This is a genomic window from Clostridium sp. OS1-26 (assembly GCF_030915445.1).
In the GTDB taxonomy this organism is placed as follows: domain Bacteria; phylum Bacillota; class Clostridia; order Clostridiales; family Clostridiaceae; genus Clostridium_AM.
In genome coordinates this window covers 1,680,161-1,694,334 of the sequence record NZ_CP133264.1, presented here as the reverse complement: position 1 = coordinate 1,694,334, position 14,174 = coordinate 1,680,161, and the positions used below count along the sequence as shown (strand labels likewise).

The window sequence follows — 14,174 nt, the reverse complement described above, 5'->3', positions numbered from 1 at the left end:
AAGCTTCAGTCCGTTAAACAGAGAGCCAAAATCTGTGATTTTGTGCGAATCGGTTAAGCAGGCATACAAAATCTTCGATTTTGATATGGTCGCTTACTCAGTGAGTACTCATCTTACGTAAGGAAGAGGAGTTTCATATAAAACTTTTAGCTTTGGAAACATGGTCCTTTGTGTAAGTCAATTTTTTAGTTTACAACCCTATACTTATTTTTTCCTCACTTTACTTAATGCATATACTATAGTTGCAGACCACAGCATGTCCCCTATCACATTTTCAGGTAAGATTTTTATACCTATTATCCATAATATAATTTCAATTATCGTTATAAGAGCTGCAAAGATTATCATGCTAATTCCTAACTTATTTATATTTCTATTTTTTGATAAAGCTATAGTTAGAAATAATATTATAGTATTTAAAGTCACGTAACTCCAATATAAATATAAATCTTTTGTTAAAATCATAGTATATCCATAAATTTCATTCGCTTGCACTAGTGTTGGACACTTAAATATCATTATTCCATATAATCCAACCAATATAGCAGCTATTATAAATATATACGAAAAATTTATATTGTCCCTTCTTATAAAAATATAAAGTGCAATTAGCGCTAATAGTGGTATACTTATAAAATTCAAAAAGAAAATTGGCTTAAGTAAATAAAGATGTTTTATATTATGAGCCAAGGATAAAATAATCAATGAAATATCCCTTAAAAGCATTGTCATAATTACAATAATAGCAGCAGCTTTAACTTTATTAGGCGAAAATTTACTTATGTATAGTGCTTCTATCATAAGGACAAATATAATAAATACTATAAGAATATAACCGTAAAAAACTAACATACTCCCCTCACCTTATATTGATACTACTTATATTTATTACTGAAATTTATCTAATATTACTATTTTGCATGGATAATAAAAAAAGATGCTTACTAGCATCTTATTTTTTAGCGATTACTCCAAGAACCTCGATACCTTCCTTTATACACTCTATAACAAGTGGGAAATCTGGACCTCTTTCACCATCAATATCAGTGACAATATCTTCATAGCACTCTACTTCTATTCTATTAGCTTTAAAATATACAAGCCCTGCTGCATCTTCCAAGTGGTCACCTCTTAGCATTTTTATAAATAGAGCTATCATATCTTTTATCATTCCGGCCTTAATTATAATTACATCTAGCATTCCATCGTCAACTTCAGCTTTATATGCAAACTTTAAATTACCTGCAGTCTGTCCATTAAATACTAACATTAAGTACATATGTCCATCAAAATAGGCATTCTCAGATTTTACTTTTATCTTTAATTTTCTAAAGCTTGGAAGTTGCTCTAACCCTTTTACATAGTAAGCTAGTTTCCCCATGGTATTTTTTAAGTTTACATCCGTTTTCTGGGACACATCTGTAAAAAGACCTGTGCTAGCAACATTTATAAAATACTTATCATTTATTTTGCCTATATCAACTTTTTTCGGAACACTATTTAGTATTTGCTCACAGGCAGCTTCTACATCCTCAGGGATACCTATGAATTTAGCGAAATCATTGGCTGTACCTACTGGAAGTATCGCTATAGGAAGATTTATTCCTAGTGTTTTCATATGGTTTACGGCGGTATCTATAGTGCCATCTCCGCCTGCAACTAGTATGTATTTGTAGGTTTCATCTAATCCTTCAAAGGCCTTACTCATATCAAATTCAAAGCTAATCCTATAAGGTACCACTTCGTAGCCATACTTCTGATGTATCATAATAACCTTATCAATATCAGTTATTATAGTATTTTCACCAGAGTATGGATTATAAATAAATCTTACCTTATCCATATATAACTCTCCTAATTTAAAATAAAATTTACCTCCATATGTAAATTTCACTACTATATTATAACACCTTATATAGCAAATCCACAAGATTCATAAAAACTCTTGTGGATTTATTTATAACTATTAAGTTCTAAAACTCAGGTGTACTTGGTTCTGATATACTACTTAAGGCCTGCTCTGCTTCTTCATTTAATTTAGGTCTGACAGCTATATCACCTAAGGACACCATTCCTACTAAGTTTTCACTATCTACTATAGGAAGTCTTCTTATTTGTCTTTCACTCATTATCCTAGAAGCATCTTGAATATCCATATCTGGTGCTCCTGTTACAGGATTTGATGACATTATTTCTCTTACGCTTTGACTCTTTGAATCCTTTCCTGCTGCTACAGATCTTAAAGCTATGTCCCTATCAGTAATTATTCCTATAACTTTATCTCCTTCACACACAGGTGCTGCACCTATATTATGTTCTTTCATAAGTTCAGCTGCTCTTTCTACCGAGTCCGTTGAATTCAAACTAACTACTTCTCCTGTCATTATATCCTTTACCTTCATTACCAATACTCCTCCTTTAAACTTGACTACTAGGAGTATTATTCCCTTAATAGAATGGTTATTATTCGTTAATTTTTTTACCTTTTAACGCTTTATGTGCATAAATAGCAACTCCCGCTACAGCTATTATTAATATAATAGGAGCAGCAAACTTAATAGAAAGTGGATCCTCTAAATTTTTTCCCATAAATGAATAGGAGACCATCTCTGGAAATACTCCAATCATAGTTCCTAATATAAAATCTCTGTATTTCATCTTAGTAAGGCCTGCTGCATAACTCAGTGGATCATATGGAAAAATGAAGGTTAGCCTCATTATAGCCATAATTTTCAATCCGTGCTTTTCAATGTTAGAATCTAAGGTCATCGCTTTGCCCTTTAATATCTTGTCAACAAAAGACCTACCTAAGAACTTAGCTAAGAAGAAAGCTAGTGTTCCAGAAAGAAAGCAACCTGTCATACTTAGCATAAGTGCTTTATAAGGTCCAAAAATGTTACCGGCAATAACCGATAAAGGCCAAACTGGTATAAATAGAACTATAGGTTTTAATGCATATAATATTAAAAAAATAACTGATGAAAAATTACCGTAACTTAAAATAAATCTTTTAATTTTACCTAATCTTAAATGTGAAAGTCTTTTACCATATCTAATCATAATATATAAAAATACTGCACCAAAAATTATAGCAACTAACCACTTTAACCACTTTATTTTATCTTTCTTCATATCTCACTCAACTTTCTATACTTTTTCTTATAACACAGCAAGTCTATTTTAACAAAAAATTTATAATTTTTCCATAAAAAAAGCATAATAACTACTTAAATAATTTTCTAAAATGAGTTATAATAAACTTATGATATTCTATATTTTTCTATATACTATATTTTTCTATATAATGGTATATTTATATAATAATATTATTACTAGGAGTGATTTTAATGGCTAAGATAGCTAAAAGCGCTGTACCTAACGTTTTTACATTTGCTAATTTAGGGTGCGGTGTTATGTCTTTAATGATGACTTTTCAAGAAAATTATAAGTGGGCAGCTATTTTTATTTTACTTGCATGTCTAGCTGACAGGTACGATGGAAGAGTAGCTAGATTTTTAAATGTATCTAGTGACTTGGGGAAGGAACTAGATTCTCTTGCAGATTTAGTCTCCTTTGGAGTAGCTCCATCTATCCTTGCATTCAATGTTTATGGATTCTCAAATTTAGGACTTTTAGGATATCTGTTAGTTATATTATTCCCTATAGCAGGAGCTTATAGGTTAGCTAGATTTAATGTTACTCAATTTGATGGAGCATTTTTCGGAATTCCTATAACTTTTGCAGGTATGTTTATGGCCCTATATTGTTTTATTACTATGAATTACCTTGCTCCTCAAGGAGTTACCGTAATTATACTAATTGCTTTATCTTATCTTATGGTTTGTAAACATAGATTTAAGAAAGTTTAAAAAATAGGTGTGGTTATTCACACCTATTTTTTTATAATTAACTATGACTTTTTTTATCATTATCTAATTCTAATTCTCTATCTATTTCTGTTTGTATATATTGAGCTTGAATCTTACACTCTATAGCCTGTGCTCTTAGCTTACAATAGTCTAAATATATATATTTAGATTTATCTAAAACGTCTATTACATCATCTATTACATCTCCTAATTCATTTACCCTGTGTAAAGCTTCTTTTACATCTTTCTTATGAGCTAGTGCAATAGTATTTAATTCTCCAACACCACCTATTAAAAGTCTATAAGAGTTGACAAGCTTATTTAATAGATCTGCTAAATTATTTATATCAGAATAATATTGTTCTACTAAATTTCTATGCGGCATGTTTATCCCCTTGTTAATCTTGATATCATATTTATTTATATTATTATTCTTATAAATTCATACCACATAGTAATAAGCCAAGGTAACTATTATATAAATGGCTATCAAAATTGCGCCTTCAAACCAATAAGTTTTACCATCTTGAAAAACTATAAAAGCCATAACTATTGCGATTAAAGCCATTATTATTTGAAAACCAGTAAAAAGCAAAGTCATTTCTACACCTATAAAATAAGCAAGCACCATTAAAATAGGTGTAACAAAAAGAGCGATTTGAATACTTGAGCCTATAGCTATCTCTAGGCTTAAGTTGACTTTATTCTTAGATGCACATACAATAGCTGAAAAGTTTTCACCAGCATTTCCTAGTATAGGTATCAATATTATACCTAAAAATTCTTGTGAAATCCCATAGTTTTCTACTGTTTCTTTTATATTATATATTAGTCTTTCACTTATAAAATACAATATAATGGAAATTACAATTAGTTCAAGGACTATTCTTACATATTTTCTGTTTTTAATATATCTATTTTCAAAGCTTTGCTCACTTACAATAAATAAATTACTGTGAGTATAAAGTGAAAATATAAGCCCCAGCACATATACAATTACTAACACAACAGCAATCTTTATGCTTATAGATGTAAGTACAACTTTTGATAGTGATTCATTATACTGTTTTAGAGATGCAACTATTATAATGGTGGACATGGCCAAAAGAAGCATACTAAAGTTTGTTCTCGCAACTATTCTATTAAATTTTTGTTCTTTATATTTAATACCACCTACAAAAATTGATACCCCAAGTACCAATAACATATTACTAATTATAGAACCTATCAAAGATGCCTTGACCATAGGAATCATTCCAAATTGTATTAACCAAATTCCCATTGTAAGCTCTGGTATATTTCCTATTGCCGCAGTTAACAGTCCCCCTTTTTTTTCTCCTATATACTCTGACATTATGGATGTAAGTTCTCCTAGTGTAATAGCTAAAGGGACTATAACAATGGAGTAAAGGACGGTATTTACTAATGGATAGGTGGTCTGAAAAAATATTAGTGCTATAGATACAACTAAGTAAATATATTTCTTATTCATTGCAACACCATCATTCCTTATAACTTATTTTAAAATATTAGTCTGATGTGCGCTCTTTTATATATTCTTCATCTATTTCTTCAAAAATTTTAGTATAGTAATCTTCATTATTTTTAGCCTTTCTTATATCAATATCTTCTTGGAATCCTCTATATGGGAAACTACTATCATATTCAACTTCTCTTACTATAGGGAGCATTTGACGATTTGAATATACTACAAACATAATTACTCCCTCCTATTTATAATCTTCACAGGCAATTTTAAAATAGGCTCTTGGATATTTGCACAGAGGACATACGTTAGGAGCTTCTTCTCCTATATGAATATATCCACAATTCATACACTGCCATCTTACTTCTTCATTTCTTCTAAACTCCATGCCATTTTCTAAATTTTTGAGTATAGCTATAAACCTCTTCATATGATTTTCTTCAACCTCTGCAAGTTCCTTATAAAAATCTGCAATTTGTATAAATCCCTCTTCTCTTGCTGTTCTCTCAAATTCCTTATAAATCTTTGAACTTTCTAAAGCCTCACCCTCAGCTGCATCTTTTAAATTGTGTTCAGTATTCTTTATCATCTCTAAGTATCTACCGAAAGCCTCTCTAGCATGAGCTTTTTCATTATGTGCGGTTTCTTCAAATATGCTCGCTATATACTCATATCCTTCTCTTCTAGCTTTTTCTGCGTAAAAATCATATTTATTTCTAGCTCTTGATTCACCAGCAAAAGTTCTTAAAAGATTTTTTTCAGTCTTACTTCCTTTTAGCTCCATTTATAAACCTCCAAAAGTTATTCTCCTTTAGTTAGTTTATTCATGTTTAGATTTATTTGTTACAAAGGGATTTTATTGTTTAAACCGCGATTCGCAAAATCTTTATAGTCGCATATTTTTTATCTTATGTATTAATCTTATATAAAAAATGAGCTATACGGATTTACGTATAACTCATTAATCTAATTATTCTCCAAAAACTTGTCTTTGTAGTTTAAGTCCTGTTTCTGTAACAGCTAATCCACCAAGCGCTGTTTCTCTAAGTTCCGCTGGCATTTGCTTTCCTATTTTGTACATTGCTTCAACTGTATCATCAAAAGGAATTTTACTCATTACACCTGCCATAACCATATCTGCTGTAGTTAATGCACTAACTGCACCAGCTGCATTTCTCTTAGCACAAGGAACTTCAACAAGTCCTGCTATCGGATCGCATACTAATCCTAATATATTTTTAAATACTATAGCAGCTGCATTTAAAGCCTGTTCTGGTGTTCCCCCCATCATTTCTACTACACCAGCAGAGGCCATAGCTGCCGCTGAACCACATTCAGCTTGGCATCCGCCTTCTGCACCTGCCATTGTAGCATTCTTAGCTATTATTATACCAACACCAGTCGCTGTGAATAATCCTTTTATCATTTCATCTTCTGTTGAATTTAACTTTTCTCCAGCACTTATTATTACTGCTGGCATTATACCACAAGAACCTGCTGTAGGAGCTGCCACTATTTTACCCATAGCAGCATTTACTTCTGAAGAAGAAAGAGCTCTTGCCATAGCCATAACCATAAAGCTGCCTGTTAACGTTTTCCCATTCTTAGCATATTCATTTAATCTGTAAGCATCTCCACCTATTAAACCACTTACTGATGAGATTTTATTGTTTAATCCACGTTCTGCAGCAGCTTGCATTACTTGCAAGTTTCTTCTCATCTTTTCAAAAACTTGTTCAGTAGTAAGTCCTGTTGCTTTTGCTTCTTCTTCTAAAGTATATTCCCATATACTTATATTTCTTTCTTTACACACTTCTAAAAGTTCATATCCGTGATTAATCATTTTTTATGCCTCCTCTCTTACAGGGTTTATTGCTCTAGCTTTGTGTATATTAGGTATTTCGCCTATTGCATTTATTATTTCTTCTGAAATAATATCATCTACCTCAAATACCATTGCTGCAGCCGATCCCTTACCACTTGTTCTATACACCCTCATAAATGCAATGTTTATTTCATACTCATATAGTATCGCACATACTTTTGCAACCATTCCTGGTACATCAATATGATTTATTAATATAGTTGGATATGCTCCAGTAAACTCTATTTTATCTCCGTCTACTTCTGTAACAACTATATTTCCTCCGCCTATTGAAGCCCCAGTTACTTCTACAACTTTTCCATCAGGCTTAGTTATTACTGTTTTAACTGTATTAGGATGTACATCTCCAAGATCAGTTGGAATGAATTCTATTTCTATATCTTTTTCTCTAGCTAATTCCATAGAATTCTTTAAGTTTTCATCCCATGGGTTCATTCCTAATATTCCTGCAACTAATGCCTTATCTGTACCATGTCCCTTATAAGTTGTTGCAAAAGAACCATGAAGGAAAAACTTCACTTTTCTAATTCCGTCACCTGCTATAGTTCTTGCAATTTTACCTAATCTTGCCGCTCCTGCTGTGTGTGAACTTGATGGTCCTATCATTATAGGGCCGAGAATATCAAATGCACTGTATTCTCTCATATTGACGCACCAACCTTCCTTTTTTTATATTAATACAATTCATTACATATTGTATTGTAAGACTCTTAATATCGATTTTATTATACAATAAATTTAAAGAAATTGTCACTTTTTTTTTGAAAGTTTTTTGTTGAAAATTATAACTATTGCTTTCAATAATTTCTTGTAATCTTGCATTTTTTTTTATATTGAATAAAATCATGCTTAATTCTTTATTTTTACATTATTTAGAGCCTCAAAGGCCGAAAGTTAACTTATACCCCGGGCTATGTTTTCAAGCTTCAGTCCGTTAAAAACTTTTAGTCAATCTAAAGCTTATGTTTTAGACGACCTAAGAACCTTCGATAAACTCGCTATGCTCAAACACATCTAAGGTTCTAAGGTTGTCTTAAAACACTTCACTAAGACTGACACAAAGTTTTTAAATCTACCTTCAGCTTCGGAAACATATCCCTTTGTATAAATTAACTTTCTAGTTGTTTTCCCTATATAATGTTTAAAATAAAATTAAGGTACCACCGGTTGGTAGTACCTTACTGTTTTCTTAGTATTTATAGAAGCAGCTTCCCCCTATAAATTCTCTTAATATTGAGTTATCTGGCACTAAGCTTACATCTACATCTTTAAAAAAATGTAGAAAGCTTTTAAGTCTTAAAGCTTCATAATATACTGGGCTTTGCTCGTTTATCTTTTCTAATTCTTTCAACGCATATTTTTTCAGTACACAGAGTTCATATACTAAGGTAGAGTTAAACATAACATCTGCATTTTCTTGAAATACAAATATATTTTTCTCTTCCCCTCTTTTTATAGACGGCCACATTTTTAACGTATCTTCACTTCCATATCCTCTTGAAAGATAGTCTCTAACTGCTCTTCTTATTATTCTAACATCCGTAGTAGCTATTCTATTATGATCATCTACATTTAGTTGTGTAAGAGCACTAATATATATTTTAAATTTGTTTTCTATTGGTATTGCTGATGTTAACATCTCATTTAAGCCATGAATTCCTTCAATTATAAGTATCCCATTTTTAGGAAGCTTGATTTTTTGTCCTAACCATTCTCTACTTCCAGTTTTAAAATTAAAAGTTGGAATTTCTACATCCTCACCTTTTAGTATGGACTCTAAATTTTGGTTAAATAGTTCTAAGTCCAATGCATATATAGATTCAAAATCATAATTTCCATTCTCATCTTTAGGCGTGTGTTCTCTATTTACAAAATAATCGTCTAGCGATATTGGTATTGGAATTAACCCGTTTACCCTTAGCTGAATTCCAAGCCTCCTTGCAAAAGTTGTTTTTCCAGAGGAAGACGGTCCAGCTATAAGAATTATCTTTGTATCTTTTCTCTCACTTATCATATCAGCTATATAGGCTATCTTTTTCTCATGTAATGCCTCCGCTACTCTGATTATATCTACAATTTCACCATTTTCCACCTTATCATTTAGAGACCCAACATCACCTACATCTAGTATGTTTCCCCATTGCTCTGTTTCATAAAATATTTTTCTAAGTTTTTTATGTTCTACAAAGTTAGGTAATTTAGATGGATCTGATTCTAGAGGGTATCTAAGTACAAATCCAGGTTCTCTATAGCAAAGATCAAAAATTTTTAGTATACCTGTTGAGTATGCCATGGAACCGTAAAAGTAATCATACCTACCATCTAATTCATACAACTTAACAATATCACTACTTACATGTTTTAATAATCGGACTTTATCATCCATATTGTAATCTGAGAAAATTTTTATTGCATCTTCTCTTTTCATACATACTTTTTTAATATGGATATCTTTATTTATTAATTCCGTCATTCTAGCCTTAATTTTTAATATGTCATCTTCACTTAAAGGCGCATCTTTATGGATTTCTCCGAATAGGCCTTTCCCCAAAGAGTGCTCTATAGTTATTTTAGCACTTGGAAATAAATCCAAAACAGATTTTATAAGTACAAATTGGAGAGTTCTTACATAAGTCCTACTTCCTAAGTTATTTGTTATATCAACAACCTCTAGTTTTCCCTCTTCCTGCAATTCATGTGTAAGTTCGTAATAAACTCCATTTATATTAGCGAGTACTACCGGAATATTTCCTTCCAGCCTGTTATCCTTAATTATCTTATACAGAGTTGTGCCTTTTTCTATATCTAGTTCTTTATTTCCTATTTTAAGTTTTAGTTTATTCACTCTAAACACTCCCCGAATTTTTTGTGTACTATTATTATACGTCAAATTTACTAAAAATGTTCAAATTTTACTTATATTTTTTTTTATTAATGTAAAAATATATTAAGAGGATATATAATATTAATTTTTTATGAGGTGACTTATGTTTATTGTACTGATTAGAACAGTTATTTTATATTTGTTAGTAATCTTATCAATGCGCTTAATGGGTAAAAAACAAATAGGTCAATTAGAGCCTTTTGAGCTTGCAATAGCCATAATGATTTCTGAGCTTGCATCACTTCCTATGCAGGATACTCGAATACCTATAATGCATGGTGTTATTCCCATAGTAACCTTATTAGTTCTTCAAACAATATTAGCATTAATTCAGCTAAAAAGTGAAAAAATGAGGGCTATTCTAAGTGGAAAGCCAAGTATTTTAGTTAAATCAGGTAAGATAGATATCATTGAATTAAAAAAAGAAAAATTTAATATAAACGATTTAATGGAAGAGCTGAGACTCCAAGGCTATTATAATTTAGAAGACATTGAATACGCTATACTAGAAACTAGCGGGCAGCTTTCTGTCATACCTAAAACAGAACTTTCCAATGTTACTAAGTCTGATTTAAAACTTACAGTTACTCAAGACTCTCTTCCTACAACCCTAATCTTAAACGGGAGAATAAATAAGGAAAATTTAAAAATAATAAATAAAGATGAAAACTGGGTTAAGGAGCAATTAAAGAAAAATAAAATTTCATCCATAAAAGATGTATTCCTAGCACTTATGGATTCTAAAGGTAAATTTTATTATCAATGTTATGAAAACAATGAAGAAAAATAGATGGAGTGTGGTGGAATGAAGAATATTATAATTTCTTTTGCTATTTTTGTTGTGGTAATGTTAAGCGCACTATTTTCAATAAGATATTTAAATAGTGTTTGCATAAAATTAGAGGGTTTAAGCATGCAGATAGAGAATAATGTACAAAGCGATGAGTGGAATAAGGCATATGATAACTCATTAAAGTTCTTAAATGAATGGGATAAGTATTCGAAAAAAGTTTCTGTATTTACACATCATGCAGAAATAGATAATATTAATAATGAACTTTGGAAGCTTACTCAATATACGAAGGAAAAAAATAAAGATGAATCTTTAGCCTCTGCTCATGTAATAAAGTTCCTTCTAAAGCATATAGTTGAAATGGAGAAAGTCAATCCCCAAAATATATTTTAAAAAACTCCAAAAATATTTTATAATTAAACTATAGAAAATATAAACTTAATCAATTATAATATAGTTGTAATTATTTTTGTCCCAGCGGGCTCAAAAAAGTCCCTATACAAATTTAAATGATTGTCTTGCTATAATCAGTATTACTGGTTATAATTTAAAATATTTTAATGTGGAAGGTGGAATACACAATGGCATTAGTTACTACTAAGGAAATGTTTAAAAAAGCTTATGAAGGCAAATACGCTATAGGAGCTTTTAATATCAACAATATGGAAATAATTCAAGGTGTTATCAGAGGAGCAAAGGCTAAAAATTCAGCTGTTATTCTTCAATGTTCAACAGGAGCATTAAAGTATGCTGGTGCAAAATACTTAAAAGCTATGGTTGATGCTGCTATAGAAGAAACAGGAGTTGATGTAGCTCTTCACTTAGACCACGGTCCAAGTTTCGAAGCAGTTAAAGAAGCTATCGATGCTGGCTTTACTTCAGTTATGTTCGATGGTTCACACTTTGACTACGAAGAAAACGTAGCAAAAACAAAAGAAGTTGTTGAATATGCACATGCTCGTGGAGTAGTTGTTGAAGCTGAACTTGGAGTTTTAGCTGGAGTTGAAGATGACGTTGTTGCTGCTGAGCACATATACACTAATCCAGATCAAGCTGTAGATTTTGTTAACAGAACTGGTATTGATTCATTAGCTATAGCTATAGGAACTTCACACGGAGCATTTAAGTTCCCATTAGATTTCAAACCACAATTAAGATTTGATATATTAGAAGAAATTCAAAATAAATTACCTGGATTCCCAATAGTTCTTCATGGAGCTTCTGCTGTTGATCCAGAAGCAATTGAAACTTGTAACAAGTACGGCGGAAACATAGCTGGTGCTAAAGGTATTCCATTAGAAATGTTAAGAAAAGCTTCATCAATGGCTGTATGTAAAATAAACATGGATACCGACTTAAGATTAGCTATGACTGCTGCTGTAAGAAAAACTTTTGGAGACAATCCAAAGGAATTCGATCCAAGAAAATACTGTGGAGCAGGAAGAGATGCTGTTCAAAAGGTTGTTGAAGGTAAAATAGATAACGTTCTTGGTTCAGCTAACTCTATGCAATAGAAAAAATGTGGCTTTTAATGCCACATTTTTTTACTTTTCAATATAATTTTTAACATGCTTTATAACAATGTTAATGCTTCCATCTCCAACTCTTTGTATTTCAAACTTACTATTATCATGATATGCTTCTTCATTTATATAAACATCAATATCTTTATCTATTTTAAGCCTGACTCTCTTAAGCTTTTTTTCTACCCATTGTTTATCTATATCTATCTGATCCCCTACCCCTTTTGAAGATATGTATTCCTTAAAGCTCTGCTGTATTTCAGCGTTATCTCCAAACATATCTTCTGACAGTGATTGTATATCTATGCTATCTTCTTCTTTTAGTTTTCTTTTTATAGAACTTCTGATCATTTCTGCAGTATCCGCATTTTCCTCAAAGCTAGTTCTGGTCCATTCTTCAGCAGCCTTAACGAAGGTTTTAGTAATATCTCTTTCGTTATCTATAACTGTGCATCCGAGATATTTTCCTATAAAGTAGTTTGATCCATACTCTTCATTGTCCTTGCTCTTGCTTTGTTTATCTATTACCATTAAATTAAATCCTTGATCTTCTCTTATAGATTTTATAAATGCACATTTTTGTATCTTTTGAGCACTTATAGGAAGGCCCGTCAACTCTGGTACAATATTTATACCTATTTTATTGTCTACAAAGTCTACGGAATGAGTATAGTTTTTTATGTAATCCATCTTTAATATTGCTAGCATAGGTCCATATTCTGTAGATATAGATATTATGACCAAATCGCAGCAAGGTATATTGCCATCGGCTTTCATTAGGATAAACAGCTGCCTTGCTAGTTCCTTTGACACTTCTACAATGCTATTCGCTCCATTTAAGTATTCTTGCGATACCTCTTTTACTATATTTCTTTCTTCATTAAAGATTGCATATTTTAACTCTTCATCTTTTAAACATTTTTCTATATGTTTTAATAAAAATCCATATATCTCCTCATTAAGTTGTAGAGTATATTCATTTAGAACAGGCTCATCAGCATTATTATCTAATATATGAATTATAGCTTCGTTTATATATATTTCTTTTATATATTCCAAGTTCTGTTCTCTCCTTTATCCATAGTAAACCTTAGCTATAATTATAACCTGTATTCTATTTATCAAACAACCTTATTTATATGGACTGCTATTCTAAATTATTGCCTTTCTGCAAGAAAAAAAAGCATAAGTCGTATTGAATACAGCTTATGCTTTTTGTCTAGGATTTAAATATGAATCAAAACCCTAAAAATATCATAGTCAAATTTTATAAAATACGAGAGATTATTATGATAACTATAGGTGCCATTATAAATTTTTATAATTTCTCTTTGCTTATAGTATTTTTTCAATAAGCTTATTTGAAATAAATCTGTCCATAAATGCTAGAATAATTATAATATATCTAATAGTTATATTGTATGATTTAAAAATATAAATAAATATCATTGATAATAATATTAATAATATAGTTTGAACATTTAATATAAACTTAATTTTTCTGTAATTTTTTTGATTTATTTCTCCTGATTTAAGTAATTCTAGTTTATCTTTATTTAATAATAAACTTACAAAATAATTATTGTATTCTTGTTTTGAGAAATAATAAAGACCTATTAAATTGCATGGTATAAATAATGATAAAATAATAACTGCTATATAAAAAGCCATAGTACTTAACTCCTTTTCAAATTAATTTAATAAATCATGATAATACTATATTATAATTTAATA

17 protein-coding genes are annotated in these 14,174 nt (G+C 30.6%); 4 read left to right on the top strand and 13 right to left on the bottom strand.

Annotation, left to right across the window (positions count from 1 at the left end):
* Window positions 1-204: 204 nt before the first annotated feature.
* From RCG18_RS08520 to RCG18_RS08505, 4 genes are all read right to left on the bottom strand, one after another.
* Complete coding sequence (locus RCG18_RS08520) at window positions 205-852, bottom strand: hypothetical protein (RefSeq protein ID WP_308040880.1); 648 nt, start codon at window positions 850-852, stop codon at window positions 205-207.
* 100 nt (window positions 853-952) lie between these two features.
* Window positions 953-1,843, bottom strand: a complete 891-nt coding sequence (locus tag RCG18_RS08515) for a YegS/Rv2252/BmrU family lipid kinase (RefSeq protein ID WP_308040879.1) — start codon at window positions 1,841-1,843, stop codon at window positions 953-955.
* A gap of 130 nt (window positions 1,844-1,973) precedes the next feature.
* A complete protein-coding gene (locus RCG18_RS08510) occupies window positions 1,974-2,402 on the bottom strand; it encodes a CBS domain-containing protein (RefSeq protein WP_308040878.1) in 429 nt (142 codons plus the stop codon).
* A 61-nt stretch (window positions 2,403-2,463) separates the two neighbouring features.
* The gene (locus tag RCG18_RS08505) at window positions 2,464-3,132 is read right to left on the bottom strand and encodes a TVP38/TMEM64 family protein (RefSeq protein WP_308040877.1); all 669 of its coding nucleotides are present in this window, start codon (window positions 3,130-3,132) and stop codon (window positions 2,464-2,466) included.
* Window positions 3,133-3,347: 215 nt separating this feature from the next.
* On the opposite strand from RCG18_RS08505, the gene pssA reads away from it, so the two are divergent.
* The gene (gene pssA, locus RCG18_RS08500; RefSeq protein WP_308040876.1) at window positions 3,348-3,869 is read left to right on the top strand and encodes a CDP-diacylglycerol--serine O-phosphatidyltransferase; all 522 of its coding nucleotides are present in this window, start codon (window positions 3,348-3,350) and stop codon (window positions 3,867-3,869) included.
* A 37-nt stretch (window positions 3,870-3,906) separates the two neighbouring features.
* Here pssA and RCG18_RS08495 read toward each other — a convergent pair whose 3' ends face one another.
* From RCG18_RS08495 to RCG18_RS08465, 7 genes are all read right to left on the bottom strand, one after another.
* Entirely contained in the window at window positions 3,907-4,254 is a 348-nt protein-coding gene (locus RCG18_RS08495; RefSeq protein ID WP_308040874.1) for a hypothetical protein, read from the bottom strand.
* A 57-nt stretch (window positions 4,255-4,311) separates the two neighbouring features.
* Window positions 4,312-5,361 (bottom strand): calcium/proton exchanger, encoded by a 1,050-nt coding sequence (gene cax, locus RCG18_RS08490; protein ID WP_308040873.1) that lies wholly within the window; start codon window positions 5,359-5,361, stop codon window positions 4,312-4,314.
* 37 nt (window positions 5,362-5,398) lie between these two features.
* On the bottom strand, window positions 5,399-5,587 hold the full coding sequence (locus RCG18_RS08485) for a hypothetical protein (RefSeq protein WP_308040872.1): 189 nt from the start codon (window positions 5,585-5,587) through the stop codon (window positions 5,399-5,401).
* A gap of 12 nt (window positions 5,588-5,599) precedes the next feature.
* The gene (rbr, locus tag RCG18_RS08480; RefSeq protein WP_308040871.1) at window positions 5,600-6,139 is read right to left on the bottom strand and encodes a rubrerythrin; all 540 of its coding nucleotides are present in this window, start codon (window positions 6,137-6,139) and stop codon (window positions 5,600-5,602) included.
* A gap of 186 nt (window positions 6,140-6,325) precedes the next feature.
* On the bottom strand, window positions 6,326-7,198 hold the full coding sequence (sdaAA, locus tag RCG18_RS08475; RefSeq protein ID WP_308040870.1) for an L-serine ammonia-lyase, iron-sulfur-dependent, subunit alpha: 873 nt from the start codon (window positions 7,196-7,198) through the stop codon (window positions 6,326-6,328).
* Window positions 7,199-7,201: 3 nt separating this feature from the next.
* On the bottom strand, window positions 7,202-7,885 hold the full coding sequence (sdaAB, locus tag RCG18_RS08470; protein ID WP_308040869.1) for an L-serine ammonia-lyase, iron-sulfur-dependent subunit beta: 684 nt from the start codon (window positions 7,883-7,885) through the stop codon (window positions 7,202-7,204).
* Window positions 7,886-8,429: 544 nt separating this feature from the next.
* On the bottom strand, window positions 8,430-10,085 hold the full coding sequence (locus RCG18_RS08465; RefSeq protein ID WP_308040868.1) for a nucleoside kinase: 1,656 nt from the start codon (window positions 10,083-10,085) through the stop codon (window positions 8,430-8,432).
* Between the two features lie 142 nt (window positions 10,086-10,227).
* Between RCG18_RS08465 and RCG18_RS08460 the strand changes: the two genes are divergently transcribed.
* From RCG18_RS08460 to fba, 3 genes are all read left to right on the top strand, one after another.
* Complete coding sequence (locus tag RCG18_RS08460; protein WP_308040867.1) at window positions 10,228-10,914, top strand: DUF421 domain-containing protein; 687 nt, start codon at window positions 10,228-10,230, stop codon at window positions 10,912-10,914.
* 15 nt (window positions 10,915-10,929) lie between these two features.
* On the top strand, window positions 10,930-11,310 hold the full coding sequence (locus RCG18_RS08455; protein ID WP_308040866.1) for a DUF4363 family protein: 381 nt from the start codon (window positions 10,930-10,932) through the stop codon (window positions 11,308-11,310).
* Window positions 11,311-11,498: 188 nt separating this feature from the next.
* A complete protein-coding gene (gene fba / locus RCG18_RS08450; protein WP_308040865.1) occupies window positions 11,499-12,431 on the top strand; it encodes a class II fructose-1,6-bisphosphate aldolase in 933 nt (310 codons plus the stop codon).
* Window positions 12,432-12,461: 30 nt separating this feature from the next.
* Here fba and RCG18_RS08445 read toward each other — a convergent pair whose 3' ends face one another.
* Both RCG18_RS08445 and RCG18_RS08440 read right to left on the bottom strand, forming a co-directional pair.
* A complete protein-coding gene (locus RCG18_RS08445; protein ID WP_308040864.1) occupies window positions 12,462-13,499 on the bottom strand; it encodes a nucleoid-associated protein in 1,038 nt (345 codons plus the stop codon).
* Window positions 13,500-13,775: 276 nt separating this feature from the next.
* A complete protein-coding gene (locus RCG18_RS08440; RefSeq protein ID WP_308040863.1) occupies window positions 13,776-14,111 on the bottom strand; it encodes a hypothetical protein in 336 nt (111 codons plus the stop codon).
* Window positions 14,112-14,174: the final 63 nt, after the last annotated feature.

Bases quoted from the DNA above. Each gene is read 5' to 3' on its own strand.
- rbr (WP_308040871.1), bottom strand. From the start codon at position 6,139: ATGGAGCTAAAAGGAAGTAAGACTGAAAAAAATCTTTTAAGAACTTTT.
- sdaAA (WP_308040870.1), bottom strand. From the start codon at position 7,198: ATGATTAATCACGGATATGAACTTTTAGAAGTGTGTAAAGAAAGAAAT.
- RCG18_RS08520 (WP_308040880.1), bottom strand. From the start codon at position 852: ATGTTAGTTTTTTACGGTTATATTCTTATAGTATTTATTATATTTGTC.
- sdaAB (WP_308040869.1), bottom strand. From the start codon at position 7,885: ATGAGAGAATACAGTGCATTTGATATTCTCGGCCCTATAATGATAGGA.
- fba (WP_308040865.1), top strand. From the start codon at position 11,499: ATGGCATTAGTTACTACTAAGGAAATGTTTAAAAAAGCTTATGAAGGC.
- pssA (WP_308040876.1), top strand. From the start codon at position 3,348: ATGGCTAAGATAGCTAAAAGCGCTGTACCTAACGTTTTTACATTTGCT.
- RCG18_RS08505 (WP_308040877.1), bottom strand. From the start codon at position 3,132: ATGAAGAAAGATAAAATAAAGTGGTTAAAGTGGTTAGTTGCTATAATT.
- RCG18_RS08455 (WP_308040866.1), top strand. From the start codon at position 10,930: ATGAAGAATATTATAATTTCTTTTGCTATTTTTGTTGTGGTAATGTTA.
- RCG18_RS08460 (WP_308040867.1), top strand. From the start codon at position 10,228: ATGTTTATTGTACTGATTAGAACAGTTATTTTATATTTGTTAGTAATC.
- RCG18_RS08440 (WP_308040863.1), bottom strand. From the start codon at position 14,111: ATGGCTTTTTATATAGCAGTTATTATTTTATCATTATTTATACCATGC.
- RCG18_RS08495 (WP_308040874.1), bottom strand. From the start codon at position 4,254: ATGCCGCATAGAAATTTAGTAGAACAATATTATTCTGATATAAATAAT.
- RCG18_RS08515 (WP_308040879.1), bottom strand. From the start codon at position 1,843: ATGGATAAGGTAAGATTTATTTATAATCCATACTCTGGTGAAAATACT.
- cax (WP_308040873.1), bottom strand. From the start codon at position 5,361: ATGAATAAGAAATATATTTACTTAGTTGTATCTATAGCACTAATATTT.
- RCG18_RS08485 (WP_308040872.1), bottom strand. From the start codon at position 5,587: ATGTTTGTAGTATATTCAAATCGTCAAATGCTCCCTATAGTAAGAGAA.
- RCG18_RS08510 (WP_308040878.1), bottom strand. From the start codon at position 2,402: ATGAAGGTAAAGGATATAATGACAGGAGAAGTAGTTAGTTTGAATTCA.